Raw genomic sequence first — 18,099 nt, forward strand, 5'->3', positions numbered from 1 at the left:
AGGGCTTCGGGCCCTGGTGGGGTGTGACGTACGCCCCGGCGCGAATCCGGGACACTCCCCGTAAGATGTGGCTATATGCAAGGTGTCGCATAAGTAGTCGTTACTCATCGGTTTCGTCTCGTTGACCACCGGGCATGAGCCGTAAGCGCCGCAGGCAGCGTTGCCCGCTTCGCTACGGTCCGGAGAGTGGCGATCTGTCCGCCTCCGCACCTTATCCGCCGCTCTCTGCGGTGTCCGCATGGTGGAATGAGCTATCCGCTTCCTGAGAAGCCAGCCATCATGTAACCTGCACGAAATTTCGCGGAGGGCCAGTGTCGTCCCTCGGTATCTGCATATGCCACGACGACGACGGGAGTGCCGATGCGTACCCACGCCTGGTCGCCCATGGACGGTCGCCCCGCCCCACAGGGGCTGTACGACCCCCGCAACGAGCACGACGCATGCGGCGTCGGCTTTGTCGCCACCCTGACCGGTGTCGCCTCCCATGAGCTGGTCGAGCAGGCGCTGACGGTACTGCGCAACCTCGAACACCGCGGTGCCACCGGCTCCGAGCCCGACTCCGGCGACGGCGCCGGAATCCTGCTCCAGGTCCCCGACGCCTTCCTCCGCGAGGTCGCGGAATTCGAGCTTCCGGCAGCGGGGGCGTACGCGGTGGGCATCGCGTTCCTGCCCGCCGACGACGCGCTCGCGGCCGACGCCGTCTCGCAGATCGAGACGATCGCGGGCGAAGAGGGCCTCACCGTCCTCGGCTGGCGTGAAGTCCCCGTCACACCGGGCCTGTTGGGCAACGGTGCGCGCGCCACCATGCCGACCTTCAAGCAGCTTTTCGTTTCGGACAGGCACAGCGTCGAGGACGGTGAGAGCGAGGGCATCGCCCTCGACCGCAAGGCGTTCGTCCTGCGCAAGCGCGCCGAGCGCGAGGCCGGTGTCTACTTCCCGTCGCTCTCCGCGCGCACTATCGTCTACAAGGGCATGCTCACCACCGGGCAGCTGGAGCCGTTCTTCCCGGATCTGTCGGACCGCCGCTGTGCCACGACCGTCGCGCTCGTGCACTCCCGGTTCTCGACCAACACCTTCCCGTCCTGGCCGCTGGCCCACCCGTACCGCTTCGTCGCGCACAACGGCGAGATCAACACGGTCAAGGGCAACCGGAACTGGATGAAGGCGCGGGAGTCGCAGCTCGCCTCCGACCTCTTCGGACCGGAGAAGCTGGACCGGATCTTCCCCGTCTGTACGCCGGACGCCTCCGACTCGGCGTCCTTCGACGAGGTCCTGGAACTGCTGCACCTGGGCGGCCGTTCGCTGCCGCACTCGGTGCTGATGATGGTCCCCGAGGCGTGGGAGAACCACGACTCCATGGACCCGGCCCGCCGCGCGTTCTACCAGTACCACGCCACGATGATGGAGCCCTGGGACGGCCCGGCCTGCGTCACCTTCACCGACGGCACCCAGGTCGGCGCGGTCCTCGACCGCAACGGCCTGCGTCCGGGCCGCTACTGGGTCACCGACGACGGCCTCGTCGTCCTCTCCTCCGAGGTCGGCGTCCTGGACATCGACCCCGCGAAGGTCGTCCGCAAGGGCCGCCTCCAGCCCGGCAAGATGTTCCTCGTCGACACCGCCGAGCGCCGCATCGTCGAGGACGACGAGATCAAGGCGGGCCTCGCCGCCGAGAACCCGTACCAGCAGTGGCTGGAAACCGGTGAGATCGAGCTGGAGGACCTCCCCGAGCGCGAGCACATCGTGCACACGCACGCCTCGGTCACCCGTCGTCAGCAGACCTTCGGGTACACCGAGGAGGAGCTGCGCGTCATCCTCGCGCCGATGGCGCGCACGGGCGGCGAGCCGCTCGGTTCCATGGGTACGGACTCGCCGATCGCGGCCCTGTCCGAGCGCCCCCGGCTGCTCTTCGACTACTTCACCCAGCTCTTCGCGCAGGTCACCAACCCGCCGCTGGACGCCATCCGCGAGGAGCTGGTCACCTCCCTGCGCTCCTCGCTCGGTCCGGCCGGGAACCTCCTGGAGCCGACCGCCGCGTCGTGCCGCAGCGTCACGCTCCCCTTCCCGGTGATCGACAACGACGAGCTGGCCAAGCTCATCCACATCAACGCCGACGGCGACATGCCCGGCATGAAGGCCGCGACGCTGTCCGGGCTCTACCGGGTCAGCGGGGGCGGCGACGCCCTGGCCGCCCGGATCGAGGAGATCTGCACCGAGGTCGACGCCGCCATCGAGGCGGGCGCGCGCCTGATCGTGCTCTCCGACCGGCACTCCGACGCCGAGCACGCGCCGATGCCCTCGCTGCTGCTCACCTCCGCCGTCCACCACCACCTCATCCGCACCAAGCAGCGCACCCAGGTGGGCCTGCTGGTCGAGGCGGGTGACGTCCGCGAGGTCCACCACGTCGCCCTGCTCATCGGTTACGGGGCCGCGGCCGTCAACCCGTACCTCGCGATGGAATCCGTCGAGGACCTGGTCCGCGCGGGCACCTTCATCGAGACGGACGACCCCGAGCAGGCCATCCGGAACCTGATCTACGCACTCGGCAAGGGCGTCCTGAAGGTCATGTCCAAGATGGGCATCTCCACCGTCGCCTCCTACCGGGGCGCGCAGGTCTTCGAGGCCGTCGGCCTGGACGACGCCTTCGTCGCGAAGTACTTCAACGGTACGGCGACCAAGATCGGCGGGGCCGGTCTGGACGTCGTCGCCAAGGAGGTCGCCGCCCGGCACGCCAAGGCGTACCCGGCCTCCGGCATCGCCGCCTCGCACCGCCGCCTGGAGATCGGCGGCGAGTACCAGTGGCGTCGCGAGGGCGAGCCGCATCTCTTCGACCCGGAGACGGTCTTCCGCCTCCAGCACGCCACGCGCAACCGGCGCTACGACATCTTCAAGCAGTACACGGACCGGGTGAACGAGCAGTCCGAGCGGCTGATGACGCTGCGCGGCCTCTTCGGCTTCAGCAGCGACCGCGAGCCGATCTCGATCGACGAGGTCGAGTCCGCCTCCGAGATCGTCAAGCGCTTCTCCACCGGCGCGATGTCGTACGGCTCCATCTCCCAGGAGGCGCACGAGACCCTCGCCATCGCCATGAACCAGTTGGGCGGCAAGTCCAACACCGGTGAGGGCGGCGAGGACCCGGAGCGCCTGTACGACCCGGCGCGCCGCTCCTCCATCAAGCAGGTCGCCTCCGGCCGCTTCGGTGTGACCAGCGAATACCTGGTCAACGCGGACGACATCCAGATCAAGATGGCGCAGGGCGCGAAGCCCGGCGAGGGCGGCCAGCTGCCAGGACACAAGGTGTACCCGTGGGTCGCCAAGACGCGTCACTCGACGCCAGGCGTCGGGCTCATCTCCCCGCCGCCGCACCACGACATCTACTCCATCGAAGACCTCGCCCAGCTGATCCACGACCTCAAGAACGCCAACCCGGCGGCCCGCATCCACGTGAAGCTGGTCTCCGAGGTCGGCGTCGGCACGGTCGCGGCCGGAGTCTCCAAGGCCCACGCGGACGTCGTCCTCATCTCGGGACACGACGGCGGTACGGGTGCCTCCCCGCTGACCTCGCTGAAGCACGCGGGCGGCCCCTGGGAGCTGGGCCTCGCCGAGACCCAGCAGACCCTGCTGCTCAACGGGCTGCGCGACCGCATCGTCGTGCAGACCGACGGCCAGCTCAAGACCGGCCGCGACGTCGTCATCGCCGCGCTGCTCGGCGCGGAGGAGTTCGGTTTCGCGACCGCGCCGCTCGTCGTCTCCGGCTGCGTCATGATGCGCGTCTGCCACCTCGACACCTGCCCGGTCGGCATCGCCACCCAGAACCCGGTGCTGCGCGAACGGTTCTCCGGCAAGGCCGAGTACATCGTCAACTTCTTCCAGTACATCGCGGAGGAGGTCCGGGAGATCCTCGCCGAGCTGGGCTTCCGTACGATTCGTGAGGCGGTCGGCCACGCCGAACTCCTCGACACCGAGCGGGCCGTACGCCACTGGAAGGCCCAGGGTCTCGACCTCGCGCCGCTCTTCCACGTGCCCGAGCTGCCCGACGGCGCGGTCCGCCACCAGGTCACGGTCCAGGACCACGCCCTGGAGAAGGCCCTCGACAACCAGCTGATCAAGCTGGCCGCCGACGCCCTGAACGCCGACTCCGCCGAGAGCGCCCAGCCGGTCCGCGCGCAGATCGCCATCCGCAACATCAACCGCACCGTCGGTACGATGCTCGGCCACGAGGTGACGAAGAAGTTCGGCGGTGCGGGCCTGCCCGACGACACCATCGACATCACCTTCACCGGCTCCGCCGGACAGTCCTTCGGCGCGTTCGTGCCGAGCGGCGTGACCCTGCGCCTCGAAGGCGACGCCAACGACTACGTCGGCAAGGGCCTCTCCGGCGGCCGGATCGTCGTCCGCCCGGACCGGGGCGCCGACCACCTCGCCGAGTACTCCACGATCGCGGGCAACACCATCGGCTACGGCGCGACCGGCGGCGAGCTGTTCCTCCGGGGACGTACGGGTGAACGTTTCTGCGTCCGTAACTCGGGGGCCACGGTCGTCTCCGAGGGCGTGGGCGACCACGGCTGCGAGTACATGACCGGCGGCCACGCCGTCGTCCTCGGCGAGACCGGGCGCAACTTCGCGGCCGGCATGTCCGGCGGCGTCGCGTACGTCATCGACCTGGACCGCACCTGCGTCAACGCGGGCAACCTGGGCGCGATCGAGACCCCGTCCACCTCCGACCAGCAGTGGCTGCACGACGTCGTGCGCCGCCACCAGGAGGAGACGGGATCGACCGTCGCGGCGAAGCTGCTGGCCGACTGGCCCGCAGCGGCGGCCCGCTTCAGCAAGATCATTCCTTCCACGTACAAGGCCGTGCTCGCCGCCAAGGACGCCGCCGAGAGCGCCGGTCTCTCCGAGCAGGAGACCACCGAGAAGATGATGGAGGCGGCGACCCATGGCTGACCCCAAGGGCTTTCTGACCACCGGGCGCGAAGTCGCCCAGTCCCGCCCGGTCGGGGACCGGGTGAAGGACTGGAACGAGGTCTACGTTCCCAAGTCCCTCCTGCCGATCATCAGCAAGCAGGCCGGACGCTGCATGGACTGCGGCATCCCGTTCTGCCACAACGGCTGCCCGCTCGGGAACCTCATCCCCGAGTGGAACGACTACGCCTACCGCGAGGACTGGCGGGCCGCGTCCGAGCGCCTGCACGCCACGAACAACTTCCCGGAGTTCACCGGGCGGCTGTGCCCGGCCCCCTGCGAGTCGGCGTGCGTGCTCGGCATCAACCAGCCCGCCGTCACCATCAAGAACGTCGAAGTCACCATCATCGACAAGGCGTGGGACAGCGGCGACGTCACCCCGCAGCCCCCGGAGCGCCTGTCCGGCAAGACCGTGGCCGTCATCGGCTCGGGCCCGGCCGGTCTGGCCGCCGCCCAGCAGCTCACCCGGGCGGGCCACACGGTCGCCGTGTACGAGCGTGCCGACCGCATCGGCGGGCTGCTGCGCTACGGCATCCCCGAGTTCAAGATGGAGAAGTCCCACATCAACCGCCGCATCGAGCAGATGCGGGCCGAGGGCACCAAGTTCCGCACCGAGATCGAGATCGGCCGGGACATCGACGCGGCCAAGCTGCGCCGCCGGTACGACGCGGTCGTCGTGGCGGCCGGTGCGACCGTGTCCCGCGACCTCCCGGTCCCCGGGCGGGAGCTGAAGGGCATCCACCTCGCGATGGAGTACCTGCCGCTGGCCAACAAGGTGCAGGAGGGCGACCTGACCGTGTCCCCGATCACCGCCGAGGGCAAGCACGTCGTGGTCATCGGCGGCGGCGACACCGGCGCGGACTGCGTGGGCACCGCCCACCGCCAGGGCGCGGCCTCCGTCACCCAGCTGGAGATCATGCCCAAGCCGGGCGAGGACCGCAGCCCGGGCCAGCCCTGGCCGACCTTCCCCATGCTCTACAAGGTCACCTCCGCGCACGAGGAGGGCGGCGAGCGGGTCTACTCCGTCTCCACCACCCACTTCGAGGGCGACGAGGACGGCAACGTCCAGTCGCTGCACCTCGTCGAGGTGGAGTTCAAGGACGGCAAGCTGGAGCAGAAGGCGGGCACCGAGCGCGTCCTCCCCGCCCAGCTCGTCACCCTGGCGATGGGCTTCACGGGCACCGACCAGGCCAACGGCCTCGTCGAGCAGTTCGGCCTGAACCTGGACCAGCGGGGCAACATCGCCCGCGACGCCGACTACGCGACCAACGTCGACGGCGTCTTCGTCGCCGGAGACGCGGGCCGGGGCCAGTCCCTGATCGTGTGGGCCATCGCGGAGGGCCGCTCGGCCGCCCGAGGCGTGGACCGCTACCTGACGGGCGTCAGCGCGCTCCCGGCCCCGGTGAAGCCCACGGACCGCTCGCTCATGGTCTGACCGACAGGCCCCTTAACCAGGGGTGCCCCACTCGTGCGCCGGTCGACCCTTCTGGCGTACGGTGTCCAGAGCACCACCCACAAACGTCCCGCCCAGCGTCGTGCGGAACTGAACGCGGCGCCCGCCCCACATCGTCCCCGACCGGACACGGGGCGGGCGCCGCGGCGCGTCCCGGGCCGGGCCCCGGAGCCGAAGGGCCGGGCGCCCCTCAGGACCCCTGGTTCCAGAGCGTCTCGAAGCGCTGCTTGCGCCGCCGGACCTCCTCGGGCTGGAGCGTGATGAGCGTCGTCTCGATCTCCGGCTCGGGCTGCTCGCCCACCGCCAGGGACATCTCGTAGCTCACCGCGTCGTCGAAGACGATGAAGTTGTACTTGGGCTCCAGCTTGGTCTTGGGGTCCAGGTCCGTCATCGACACCACGCGTACGTCGATCCCCAGCGCGGTCTGATGGGTGCGCAGCCCGATGATGACCGGGTCGTCGGGGCTCTGGTCGTCACCCACGATGAACAGCCGGCGCACCGCCACGCGGCGCGGCACGTTGATGGCCTCCCGCTGGGCGCGCAGATAGCTCTTGCCCAGCTCCGTGCCCCAGAACGCCTGGTCGATCGAGGTGCTGGTGGCGTCGATGGACCGGGTGGCGCTGCGGGTCAGGGTCAGCAGCCAGTCGTGGTCCTCGCCGGGATACCTGGCCACCCCGGACCGCAGGTCGTGCACCAGCTTGGCGAGCCGGGTGACCTCGGACTGGGCGAAGGCGTGCACGATCTCCGGGGTGCTGGTGCGGAACTGCGCCGCCTGCGTCACCAGCTCCTTGACCTGCTCCGTCGGCAACGAGGAGTCCTCCAGCATCTGGAGCAGCCTGGCCGAGTCGTTGACCCGCTCGATGCCCCGCCCGACGGTGTCCTTGACCTCCAGCGCGTGCTTGTCGAAGCGCTTCTCGGCGCTGCGCAGCCGCCGCTCCACCTGGTGCAGGTACTGGAGCATGAAGGTCGCCCCGCCGATGAACACCGACAGGGTCAGCTTCCACAGGTCGTTGTCCGGGCCCCCGCCGCCCACCAGGGAGGTCAGCCCGTAAGCGATGCCACCGGCCAGTACGGTGACGATGGCCTTCTGCAGGAGGGGTGGTATTCCGTCGTTCATTTCAGCTCCCCGATGTGGGTGCGCGGCGTGCGGACGATACGGACGTGCGCGGCGGCGGTGCCACGCCCGGCAACGACAGGGCCTGGAGGGCCAGTTGGTCGCGGATGCGCTGGACGAGGGTCTGCCACTGCCGGGTGAAGCCCGGCTGTAGTTCCAGACCGTTCCAGAGCTCCGGCAGTTCCCGTCCGCTGCGGGCGCCCGGCATCCACAGGTGCAGCAGATGGCTGACGGCGGGGCCCAGCCGTTCCACCAGCGCCGGACCCGGCAGCGAGCCGAGCGGGCTGCGCTCCACCACCCGTATCAACGTGGTCAACAGCCAGTCGTGCAGGGCGAGTTCTTCGCAGAAGGCCGGTACGGCGGCCACCGCTTCGAGGTCCAGGGGGCCGGGCAGCAGCAGGAGCAGGGTCCGCGTCTCCTGGTCGGCGATCGTGAAGCGCACCGACGGGGCGGCCCCCGGCGGAGCCTGGCGCACCGCCCAGCGCAGCCGGGTCCGCCGCGACTTCAGCGGCGGCCGTCCGTCCAGCAGCGGATGTTCCCGTACGCGTTCCAGCAGGCGCTCCGCCATGGCGCCCGGGTCCAGTACGCCGGGCTCCCCGGCGGGGGCGGCCAGGAATCCGGCGGTGAGGTCCTCGGCCGTCGCGCGGCCCAGCCGCTCGACCACGCCGGGGCGCACCAGGTAGTGGCTCCACGGCAGTCGGCCGGACGACGAAGTGACGTACTGGAAGCGGGCGTTGGCCTGGAGGACGCGTCCGCCGGTGAGTGCCGCGTGCGCCCGGACCGTACCCACGCCGCGCACCCGGGAGCCGGAGGCGGCGGGCAGTCGGCAGTCCACGCCCGTCAGCAGGTCCGGGGAGACGGCATAGGCGTTGGGGCGCTCGGACACACGCACCGGCTCGTCGGGGCGCAGGCCCAGCAGGCGGGCGGACGCCTGCGGGGGCAGCGGCAGCGACGTCTGGAGGAGGGCGGTGCGCACCTCGCCGCAGACGACGACCTCCTCGGTCTCCGCCTCCTTCTCCTCCGTGGCGCCTGCCCTGGTCGTCGCGTCCGTCGCCTCCGTCGCGTCTGTTACGTCCGTCGCGTCTGTCACGTCCGTCACGGCTCCAGGGCGAACGCGTAGTGCGCCCGGTCGGGCAGTTCCGGCGGCAGGACCAGGCCCTCGCCCCCGGCCCGCTTCTCCACCTGCGCGCGGACCTGCGCCTCGACGTGCACCTGGCCCAGCAGCACCCGTACCGCGTGCTCGACGGGCAGGAAGCGGGTGGGCAGGACGGAGAAGGTGCGGTACGCGGCGAAGGGGTGGGCCCGGGGGCTGAGCCGCAGCAGCGGGGGCAGCGCGTCCCAGTCGGCGGGGAAGGCGCCGCCCAGGTCCGCGAGGTCCTGGGCGCGCAGCACCGCCGCCCCGTCGTGCCGCAGCATCCCCAGCCGCAGCAACTGCCACACCCCGGCCAGGAACGGGCAGGACCACAGCCGCTCGCCCTTCTTCTCCTCGCTCCACAGCTCCACGTCGAGGAACACCGAGTGCTGCCGGGCCCCGGTCTCCGAGGGCGGCGCCCAGACGGGCGGCGCGCCGCGCATCGCCTCGGCCGCCTCGCCGTCGTGCGCCGAGGGGCCGCGCTGGCCGTTGCTCAGCCAGCCGCTCTCGGCGGCGGGCGGGCGGGAGCCGTCGCTGCCGGGCGGCGGCGACTCCACGAGCCGCCCCTCCACGGCGCGTGCCGGTTCCAGCTCCCCGGCCCGCGCGCAGCCCGACTCGCGGGCCAGGTAGTCGATCCGTACGCCCGCGGCCTCGGCCTCCTCGCACAGCATCGGCAGCAGCCGTTCGGGGGAGGAGAGGCGGCTGAAGTAGTCGTCGACGAGGAAGCAGGTGCTGACCCGGGTCCGGCGGCCGTGCGTACGGACCGCTGCGGCCCGGGCCGCGTCCGCCCACGGCCGCACCTCCTCGAAGTGCGCGCGCAGTCTCTCCCGGCCCGCCGCGAAGTCCTCCATGTACAAGTGGCCTAGTTCCAGGGAGAGATGGGACAGCGCCAGGGCCTCGGTGCGGGGGTCCGCGGTCTCCTCGCGGAACACGGGCTCCATCAGAACTCCTCCCAGGCACTGTCGTCGACGAGGCGACGGGCCAGCTGCTCCAGGGCGTTGCGGGTCTCCGGGTTCGCCACCTGGGTCTCCAGCACGTCCTCGTCGGTGATCAACTGCTCCTGGAGCTTGAGTACGGGCTCCTCGGGGATGCTCCCCAGCACCTTGCCGTGACCGAGCCCGTTCTCCGCGGCGAGCGTGTTCAGCTGGCGGCTGACCGCGTGCATCCACACCGCCTGGGGCGGGCGCGCGTACTTCACGGCGGGGGAGTCGGAGCCCGGGACCACCGCCCGTACGAAGCGGAGCGCCGCGCGCAGCCGGTCGGGGTCGTGTCCCAGCGCGGCCCCGCCCGCGAGCACGCCGCGTTCGCCGTACACCAGTCCCGCGGCGGCGAGGATGTGCTGCCGGGTCCACCGGTGGAAGACAAGCCAGCGGCAGGGGATGCCGCGCAGTTCGGGGCGGACCGTGCTCTCCAGCGCCATGTCCAGGGCGAAGGAGCGGCCCGCGCTGAGGTCCACCAGGACCAGGTCGAACTCCTCGTCGAGCCGGGCGAAGAGCTTCGTGCAGCGGTTCACGGCGTCCTTGCCGGTGACGAACTCGCCGCCGCTCAGGTCGCCCGGCACCAGTACCAGGCGGCCCGCACCGGCCGGGGCGTAGCGCAGCGAGTCGTGCTCGGAGCGGTCCCACACGTCGATGCGCAGCGGCTCGGCGACCGCGCCCCGCAGATAGCTGTGCAGGCCGCCGGACGCGGCGCCGCGCAGGACGCCGGGGACGTCGAAGACGGCGGCGGCGGTCGGGGAGCCGAAGTCGAAGTCCAGGTAGCAGACGTCGTCCCCGCGCAGGGCGCGGCGGTAGGCCAGATTGGCGCTGGTGACGGAGCGGCCGGTGCCGCCCTTGTCGGACGCGGCGAAGACGAGCACGGCTCAGCCCCCCTTGGTGCCGGCGTCGCGGGCGCGCGTCAGCGAGTCGAGGGTGCCCAGGGCTTCCATCGCCAGTGCGCAGGCGGTGCCCGGCTGCTCGGCGACCACTCTTCTGGCGCGTCGCAGGGAGATGTCCACGGCTTTCAGGGCGAGTTCCCGGTGGGAGTCCTCCTCGCCTTTCGCGTGCATCAGCTCCGCGCCGAACAGATGCCCCGCCTCGATGAGCAGAGCGGTGGCAAAACTGCTCAACTCCCTGCTTCTGATGGGTGGTTGCTCGTAGAGGTGGGTGGCGGCGACCATGCTTTCCGCCATGCGTTCCGTCATGCTCCAGGACACCGGTTGCTCGGAGGTGTCGGGGGAGTGCGGGTAAACCGCCCGTACGTTGTCCCAGAGCCGGATGCCCCGGCCCCGGGAGACCCGGCGCCGCCACAGGTGTTCGAGAAGGGATTCCGCGAGCCGGATCAGCCGGTCATAGGCGTCGATGTTCTTCGAGAATGTCGCAAGTTGAACGGTCCGTTTGAAAAGCTGCGCGGAGAAGTCCGACATTCGCCATTCGAGGGGCGGCCCCAGCCTTTCCGTCCCCAGCAGCGGCAGCCGCACCCCCGGGTTGTGCAGGTCCACCGCCGGGTCGCCGGGCGTCATCCGCCGGGTGATCCTGCCCCGTACCGCCAGCTCCTCCATGACCGCCACGGTCCGGGTCAGGTCGTCGTCGGTGGCGCGGCGGCGCACCAGGTCCTGGACGAGGATGGCGGCCACCGAGAGCGAGTAGTACTCGGACTCGGTCTGCGGGCCCGTCGCGGGCCACGGGATGTCCTCCAGCGGCCAGCTCCCGCCCTCCCCGAAGCGGGCGATCGTCGACCAGTACTGCTGGGTGATCTCCCAGCGCATCCGGAGCGCCTCGGAGAGCCGCTGCTGCTCCTCGTCCAGCAGGCCGAGCGTCAGCGTGCGCTCGGAGAACAGGTCGGCGATGCCGTCGAGGGCGACCACCGTGAAGTAGAGATACGGAACGTCGGCGGCGACCCCTTCGTACTGCTCGCCCGCCGCCGCCCTGGTGGGGACCTCGGGGGCCCCGTCGACCAGTCCCCAGGACCAGCCGCACTCGAACATCAGGTTCTCGTTGGCCAGTTCCTTGCGGACGTCGACCCCCAGGACGAAGGAGTCGCCGATCGCGGCCCGCAGCGGCTTCAGCCGCCGCTGGAGGTGCTGGACCACGACCCGGGTGGGGGCGTGGTCCTGGTTGACGAGGGAGAGCAGGTTCTGGCCGCGCGGCGACTCGATGTCGAAGGTGCTGACGCTGAAGCTGCGCAGAAGGCTGATCATGGCGGCGGTGAGGCGCTTCTGCGTCTTCGCCTCCAATTCCCTCGCCAGGTCCACGATTTCTTCGCGCCGCGGCGACCTGAGGAACACCTTGAGGAATCCGAGGGTCGCCAGAGAAAGTGTCACCGACATCGAATAGGAGTCGACAACACCCAATTCGCGCTGCTCGTCGGTCAGTTTCGTGTCGGTGTCGACGGGGTTGAAGTAATAGCCCCCGGAGAATTTCGGAGTGCCGTCCTCCGCCGTGTGGGCGCGCGTGAATTCGGTGAGGATGGAAAGGAGCCGCTGCGGAATGTCGAGCCGACCGCCGAGGGATTTCAGTACGTCCAGTACGTCGTCGGCCGTCTCGTCGGGGGAGTCGATCCTGAATGCGGGGATCTCGGTCGCCGGATACAGCAGGCACAGCAGCCGCTCGGCGTCCGCGACGCTGCTCTTCGTGCCCCACTGGCCCCATTCCCAGGTGCCTTTGGGGAATGAGCTGCGGGCAAGTGCCTGCCAGATTTCCAGAAGCTGCTGCCGCGGTTCGATCCGCATCCCCCGTGCCCCCTGATCTCCGATGTCGCGGCTGTGGCTACAGGGTGTGCCCGCAGACCAGGATCATGCCCTTGAACACGTCCTCGGCGCCGTCGCCTCCGAGGGCCGCACCGCCGTCCGCCGTGCTGCCGTCCGCCGCGCCGCCGTCCGCGCCGCCCTCGTCCTTCGCGGGCTTCGGGAGGCAGATCGAGTGCATGCGGAAGGTGCTGAGGTCGACGCGCTTCTCGAATGCCTTGTACACCTCGCCCTCGCCGACCGAGTACGCGGGGAAGTGCTGGTTGCCGACCCGGTAGCCCGTGGAGTGGCGCATCAGGGCCACGGCGAACGGGGAACGCGGGTGCAGCGCGCCGGTGAACGCGCCGACGGCGTCGTCGAACTCCTGGTACTCCGACGAGAGGGACTCGGCGACGAACATCATGGTGCCCAGGTCCCACTTGGACTCCGGCGGAAGGTCCGGCAGGTCGAACAGGTTGCCCGGCAGGACCGTGGCGGTGTCCCTCAGCCGGGTCCGGTCCTCGGTGCCCTTCGCGTCGCGGTAGGGCTTCCCGTCCGGTCCTTCCGACAGCACTTCCCAGAACGAGTCCCACATGGGCGCGTGCTTCTGGACCTGGTCGCCGAGCCAGGCGGTGTTGCTGGTGGAGAGTTCGTAGAGGGTGGTGCTGCGGCACCAGGGGAGCTGCGCGAGCGCCGGGTACAGATTGGCGCCGGTGCCGACGTCGATTCCACGGAGGGATTTGTCCGGCGTCAGATGCAGGGCGAAGAACTTCCGGACGATCTCCAGGATCTGCCGGTCGCCCTCGTAGAGTTCCGCATAGTGCATGGCTGCATAACAATCCGGATCAAAGCGATTCCATGGGGCCTCCTCATTCTTGCCGGAGACCTTGATGCGGGAATCGGCGAATCCGGAAGGGACTACTTCGCTCCCGGCGGTTCGCGCGGATGTGTCAGCCATCTATCCATCGTAGCGGCCGTAACCTTCGGCGTCAGCCTGTCCGTCCTTCTCGTTCGAAGGGCACGGTTGATCGTTTTCCGGCAATCGGTTCGCCCGGCGAGTTCGTCATGCATGCGGTTCTGATCATCGGGCGGTTGTCCCTGGACAGATCGGGACGCGATCGGTACACCCCGTAGAAGGATTATGTAATCTTCCGTGCACTTGAGGGCAGTTCCAGGAAGTGGGGGGCGAAATGCGAGATCACCCGGAAGAGAATTCCGCGAAGCGGGGGGAATCCTTCGCCGTCCGCCCCGTCACGGAGGACGACCTGCCGGAGCTCTTCGCGCTGGACCAGGAAGTCTTCGGGAAACACGGGTACCCGTACTTCATGCTGCGTCAGCTCTTCGACGCCCACCAGGGGCGGCTGCTCGTGGTGGACGCGCGGGACGTGCAGGGCACTCAGGGCGTGCCGGACCCGGGGGCGGGCCGTCTCGCCGGTTACGCGCTGACGGTCAACACGTACGACCGGAAGACGAGCTGGGTCTTCGGCCTCGGCGTCTCGCCCGGCTGCCGCCATCGCGGCGTGGGGCGGGCCCTGCTCGCTGAGGCGCTGCGGATGTCGGCCGAGGACGGCGTCGCGGAGGTCTGGCTGAGCGTCGAACCGGGCAACCGCCCGGCCATCGCCCTCTACCGCTCCCTGGGCTTCGGACCCGGCGAGTTCCGCGCGGACTACCTGGGGCCGGGGGACCACCGGCTCCTGATGCGGTGCGCACTGGGCTGGCGGCACGCGCAACCCCGCCCCCGCTGAACCGGACGGGGGGTGCCCCCCCCTGCTGAGCCCCCGAACGCCGTGCGTGCACCCTGGCGGCCACCCGCCCCCCTTCCCTACGATCACGGAGCAACGGGGGAACGGGGAGGGGTCCGCATGACAGTGCCCGCGAGACGCATCGAACGGTTCGTCACCTGGGTCATGAAGAACGTCGACGTCGTCGTCGCGGCCGCCATCGCGCTCACCATCGGCCTCCTCGACATCTTCGGCGACGTCCTCACCGACGACGTGGTCTCCGGCGCCACGCTCCTGGTCCTCGGCGCCCTCGCCATCGGCTCCATCGTCGAGCGGGTGCGCCAGCCCGCCAGCATCCAGGAGGCGATGGCCGGTACCCGGCAGGCCCTGGAGGACCAGGCCATGGTCACGTCGCTGCTCGGCAACGAGGTGGCGGAGGCGCTGCGGGACGCGCGCAGGGACACCCACCTCTGGTACTTCAAGGGCGGAACGGGGACGTATCTGAGGGCGGTGACGCTGCCGCAGTGCGTCGAGACCGCGAAGGTGCAGCGCTCCCAGCTCAACATCAAGATCGACATCGTGAACCCGGCCGACGACCGCGCCTGCGCCGCGTACTCCCGCTTCCGTCAGATGTTCGCCGGGGAACGCGCTGCCGCCAGCGCCGCCCTGTGGACCCGCGACCGCGTCCGCAAGGAGGCGTACGCGACCGTCCTCGCCGCAGCCTGCTACCGCCAGCAGCTCGCCACCCTGGAGATCGGCGTCCATCTGTCCTCCGTCGTCTCCACCCTGCGCTTCGACCTCTCCGAGAGCTGCCTCGTCATCACCCAGGACGACCCCTCGCGCACCAACCTCCTGATCCGCAAGGGCCAGCCGCTCTACGACTACTACGTCACCGAACTCCACCAGAGCCGCGAGCAGGCCACCGAACTCGACCTGCGACGCGCCCCGCAGCTCGCCCCGGAACCCACCGTGGACGAGGTCCGCGCCCTGTTCGACGCCCTGGGGATCGGGCTGCCGCGCGCGTTCACCGAGAGCGACATCGGCGAGATCATCGTGAAGGCCCTGCACGCGGAGGACCCCTATCGGAGGTGAGGCGCCCCCTCGGGGGTGCGCACGCATGGACGTATTCCTCGACTACGACGAACTCGAAACCGCCCTCGACCGCGCGCACACCGCCCTGCTGCGGGACCGTGCCCGCGCCGCACTCGTCGACATCGCCACGGGCGTACGGGAGTTGCCCGCCGTCCGCCACCCGCTCGGCTTCCTCTGCCTGCCGCTGCTGCGGGAAGGGCCGCGCGGCGTGTGCGTGCACCTCTTCGAGAGCGACACCGCCCCCGAGCCCGGCACCTCCCCGATGCACTCGCACAGCTGGGACCTGCACAGCCACGTCCTGTACGGGCAGGTCGCCAACCTCCTCGTCCGTACGGAGGACGGCGGCGACCGGCCCACCCACCGGGTGTTCGAGGTGCGCAGCGCCCCCGACGGCACCGACGAGATCCTGCCCACCCCGGTCCTGGTGCGCAGCGCGCCGGGCCCCCGCCGGGTCAGCTCGGGCGGCGAGAGCTACACCCTGCCCGCGGGGGAGTTCCACGCCACCGTCGTCGAACACGGGCGGCCCGCCGCCACCCTGGTCCTCGGCCTCGTCCGGCCCGGCCGCGCCGATCTCTCGCTCGGCCCGCTCGACGGCCGCGCCACCCGCTCGGCCCGCCGTCTGTGCGACGCCCGGCAGACCGCCCGCACCGTCAGCACCGCGCTCGGGAGGATGGACCGCCGTGACCGTTGAGCCCCGTACCGATGAACCCCGTACGTACGAGGACGAGAGGAAGGTCGCGGTCGCCGCCGCCGAGGAGGCCGGGGACCTGCTGCGCGGACGCTACGGCCAACTGCGCACCATCACCGGCAAGGGCAGCGCGGGCGACGTCGTCACCGACCTCGACCTCGCCTCCGAACGCATCGTCCTCGACCGCATCCGCCGCCACTTCCCCACGGACCGCATCCTCTCCGAGGAGGCGGGCGAGTCGGCCGGACAGGGGGAGCGGACCTGGCTCGTCGACCCCCTCGACGGCAGCAACAACGTCGCGATAGGGCTGTGCGTGTACGTCGTCGGGGTCGGCCTGTGCCTCGGCGAGCGCCCCGTCGTCGGCGTCGTCCACGAGCCCGTCACCCACCAGACCTGGCACGCCGTCGCCGGCCGGGGAGCCCACGGCCCCCGGGGACGGCTCACCGGACCCGCCCCCCGGCTGCCCGCCGCCGGACCCGTCGTCGCCTGGACCCAGGGGTACGACGTGGACCGCGCCGACCCCTTCGCCGCCGCCCTGCGCGGCGGGCTGGAACGGCGGTGCCGCCGGGTGCTCCAGCTGTGGGCCCCGCTGGTGGGGTGGAGCCTGCTCGCCCGGGGCTCCATCGACGCGTTCGTCGGCTACCGGGCGGAGGGCGTCGACCTGCCCGCCGGGGCGCTGCTGGCCGCCGAGGCGGGGGTGGAGCTGACGACGCTCGACGGGTCGCCGTTCAGGCCCGGGTTCAGCGGACCGGGCAGCGGGCGGAGCTTCGTCGCGGGGCGCGGCGCGACCCTCGCGTACGTACTGGAGGAAGTGGCGCGGTCCACGTCGTCGGCGTGATCAGGTGGTGGCTCGCGCCACGTCCCCGGGTGATCAGGTGGTGGCGGCCAGCGCCAGCGTCGAGGCCAGCGTCGCCGTCACCGCCAGCACGAAGCCCGTGCCGACGAACCGGCCCAGCGCCACCTGTGTCCCGTGCCACCGGCACCGCTCGAACCACAGGAGGGTGGCGAGCGACGCCCACGGGGTGACGACGGGGCCGACGTTGACGCCGACGAGCAGGCCCAGGAGCTGGTGCGTGTTGCCGTCCGGAACGGCCGCTTCCCCGGCCACGTACGCCGGAAGGTTGTTCAGTACGTTGGACACTCCGGCCCCGACGCCCGCCGCGCGCAGCATCCCGAGGAGCCCGTCGTCCGCGCCGAGCGCGGAGGCCAGAGCCGCGTGCAGGCCGTTGGCGTTGACGGTCTCCACGACCAGGAACATGCCGGGCACCAGGATCAGCAGGCGGTAGGGGATCAGCGACCACGTCAGCTCGCTGCGACGCCGCACCGCGAACACCACCACCACGACCAGCGCCGCCGCCCCCGACGCCATCCACAGCTCCACGTCCGCCACCAGGATCGCGAGCAGGAACCCGGCGCAGGCCACGGCGCTCACCCGGAACAGCACCGGGTCCGCCGGAGCCGGTGCCGTCGGCGGCTCGTACCGGTCCGCGCCCCGCTTGCCGCGCCGCCAGTAGAAGCCCCACAGGCACGCCATCGTCACCGCGATCGACGCGAGCTGCGCCGCCCACAGGGTGGCCGCGAGTCCCGAAGCGGAGAGCGCGATGCGGTCGGCGGCGAGGAGATTGGTGAGGTTGGAGGCGGGGAGCAGGAGGCTGGCGGTGTTCGCGAGCCAGACCGTCGTCATCGCCATCGGAAGTGCCGCGATGCCCACCCGGGTGGCGAGCGCCAGCATCACGGGGGTCAGCAGGACCGCCGTCGTGTCCAGGTTCAGGGCGATGGTCGTCACCGAGGCGAAGGCCACGCACAGCCCGAAGAGCGCCAGGTAGTTGCCGCGTGCCGTCCGCGCCACCCACGACGCGATGACGTCGAAGACACCCGCCTTGCCCGTCAGCTCGCCCAGCACGATCACCGTCGCCAGGAACAGCAGCAACGGGCCGATGCGCTCCATGACGTCACCCGCCGGACCCGTCGGCAGCAGCCCGGTCGCCACGGCGAGCAGCCCGAGCGCGAGCAGCCCGAAGGCCACCCAGTCCAGCGGATGAAAACGTCTGAGGAGGGGCACGATCGACACATTAATTCCCACTGACGCACCCTGACGACCTCCCCCACGATGGAGAGCGGGCTCCCGACGCCCTGCGACTCCGCCTCCGGCGTTGTCGTCAGTCGCAATGTTCCCCAAGGTCTCGGCTTCGCTCGACCAGGGGAGGCCCCACGCGCCATCCCTCCCTCCTCCG

The 18,099-nt window shown here is 70.7% G+C and carries 13 protein-coding genes; 6 read left to right on the forward strand and 7 right to left on the reverse strand.

Annotation, left to right across the window (positions count from 1 at the left end):
* The first annotated feature begins 360 nt into the window (after positions 1–360).
* Positions 361–4,944 (forward strand): glutamate synthase large subunit, encoded by a 4,584-nt coding sequence (gene gltB / locus OG897_RS10290; RefSeq protein WP_266655004.1) that lies wholly within the window; start codon positions 361–363, stop codon positions 4,942–4,944.
* Positions 4,937–6,397 carry a glutamate synthase subunit beta gene (locus OG897_RS10295; protein ID WP_266655006.1) on the forward strand — a complete coding sequence of 487 codons (1,461 nt, stop codon included), beginning with the start codon at positions 4,937–4,939 and terminating at the stop codon, positions 6,395–6,397. Before gltB ends, OG897_RS10295 begins: the two co-directional genes overlap by 8 nt.
* A gap of 208 nt (positions 6,398–6,605) precedes the next feature.
* Here OG897_RS10295 and OG897_RS10300 read toward each other — a convergent pair whose 3' ends face one another.
* Genes OG897_RS10300 through OG897_RS10325 form a run of 6 tightly spaced genes read right to left on the reverse strand, consistent with a single transcriptional unit; the run spans position 6,606 to position 13,322 of the window.
* Positions 6,606–7,532 carry a hypothetical protein gene (locus tag OG897_RS10300; protein ID WP_266655008.1) on the reverse strand — a complete coding sequence of 309 codons (927 nt, stop codon included), beginning with the start codon at positions 7,530–7,532 and terminating at the stop codon, positions 6,606–6,608.
* A 1-nt stretch (position 7,533) separates the two neighbouring features.
* Complete coding sequence (locus OG897_RS10305) at positions 7,534–8,628, reverse strand: SCO2521 family protein (protein ID WP_323188013.1); 1,095 nt, start codon at positions 8,626–8,628, stop codon at positions 7,534–7,536.
* Positions 8,625–9,605 (reverse strand): SCO2522 family protein, encoded by a 981-nt coding sequence (locus OG897_RS10310; RefSeq protein WP_266656726.1) that lies wholly within the window; start codon positions 9,603–9,605, stop codon positions 8,625–8,627. The genes OG897_RS10305 and OG897_RS10310 overlap by 4 nt, the downstream gene beginning before the upstream one ends.
* Complete coding sequence (locus OG897_RS10315) at positions 9,602–10,519, reverse strand: SCO2523 family variant P-loop protein (RefSeq protein ID WP_266655010.1); 918 nt, start codon at positions 10,517–10,519, stop codon at positions 9,602–9,604. Before OG897_RS10315 ends, OG897_RS10310 begins: the two co-directional genes overlap by 4 nt.
* Positions 10,520–10,522: 3 nt before the next feature.
* On the reverse strand, positions 10,523–12,370 hold the full coding sequence (locus tag OG897_RS10320; RefSeq protein ID WP_266655012.1) for an SCO2524 family protein: 1,848 nt from the start codon (positions 12,368–12,370) through the stop codon (positions 10,523–10,525).
* A gap of 37 nt (positions 12,371–12,407) precedes the next feature.
* Positions 12,408–13,322 carry an SCO2525 family SAM-dependent methyltransferase gene (locus tag OG897_RS10325; protein ID WP_266655014.1) on the reverse strand — a complete coding sequence of 305 codons (915 nt, stop codon included), beginning with the start codon at positions 13,320–13,322 and terminating at the stop codon, positions 12,408–12,410.
* A 232-nt stretch (positions 13,323–13,554) separates the two neighbouring features.
* On the opposite strand from OG897_RS10325, the gene OG897_RS10330 reads away from it, so the two are divergent.
* From OG897_RS10330 to OG897_RS10345, 4 genes are all read left to right on the forward strand, one after another.
* Complete coding sequence (locus OG897_RS10330; RefSeq protein WP_266655016.1) at positions 13,555–14,109, forward strand: N-acetyltransferase; 555 nt, start codon at positions 13,555–13,557, stop codon at positions 14,107–14,109.
* A 117-nt stretch (positions 14,110–14,226) separates the two neighbouring features.
* Positions 14,227–15,177, forward strand: coding sequence for a hypothetical protein (locus OG897_RS10335; RefSeq protein WP_266655018.1), 951 nt, complete (start codon positions 14,227–14,229; stop codon positions 15,175–15,177).
* Positions 15,178–15,202: 25 nt separating this feature from the next.
* Complete coding sequence (locus OG897_RS10340; protein WP_266655020.1) at positions 15,203–15,868, forward strand: hypothetical protein; 666 nt, start codon at positions 15,203–15,205, stop codon at positions 15,866–15,868.
* On the forward strand, positions 15,858–16,703 hold the full coding sequence (locus OG897_RS10345; RefSeq protein WP_266655022.1) for an inositol monophosphatase family protein: 846 nt from the start codon (positions 15,858–15,860) through the stop codon (positions 16,701–16,703). The genes OG897_RS10340 and OG897_RS10345 overlap by 11 nt, the downstream gene beginning before the upstream one ends.
* 33 nt (positions 16,704–16,736) lie before the next feature.
* On the opposite strand, the gene OG897_RS10350 is transcribed toward OG897_RS10345, so the two are convergent.
* Complete coding sequence (locus OG897_RS10350) at positions 16,737–17,927, reverse strand: SLC13 family permease (RefSeq protein WP_266655024.1); 1,191 nt, start codon at positions 17,925–17,927, stop codon at positions 16,737–16,739.
* Positions 17,928–18,099: the final 172 nt, after the last annotated feature.

Source organism: Streptomyces sp. NBC_00237 (assembly GCF_026342435.1).
Taxonomy (GTDB): domain Bacteria; phylum Actinomycetota; class Actinomycetes; order Streptomycetales; family Streptomycetaceae; genus Streptomyces.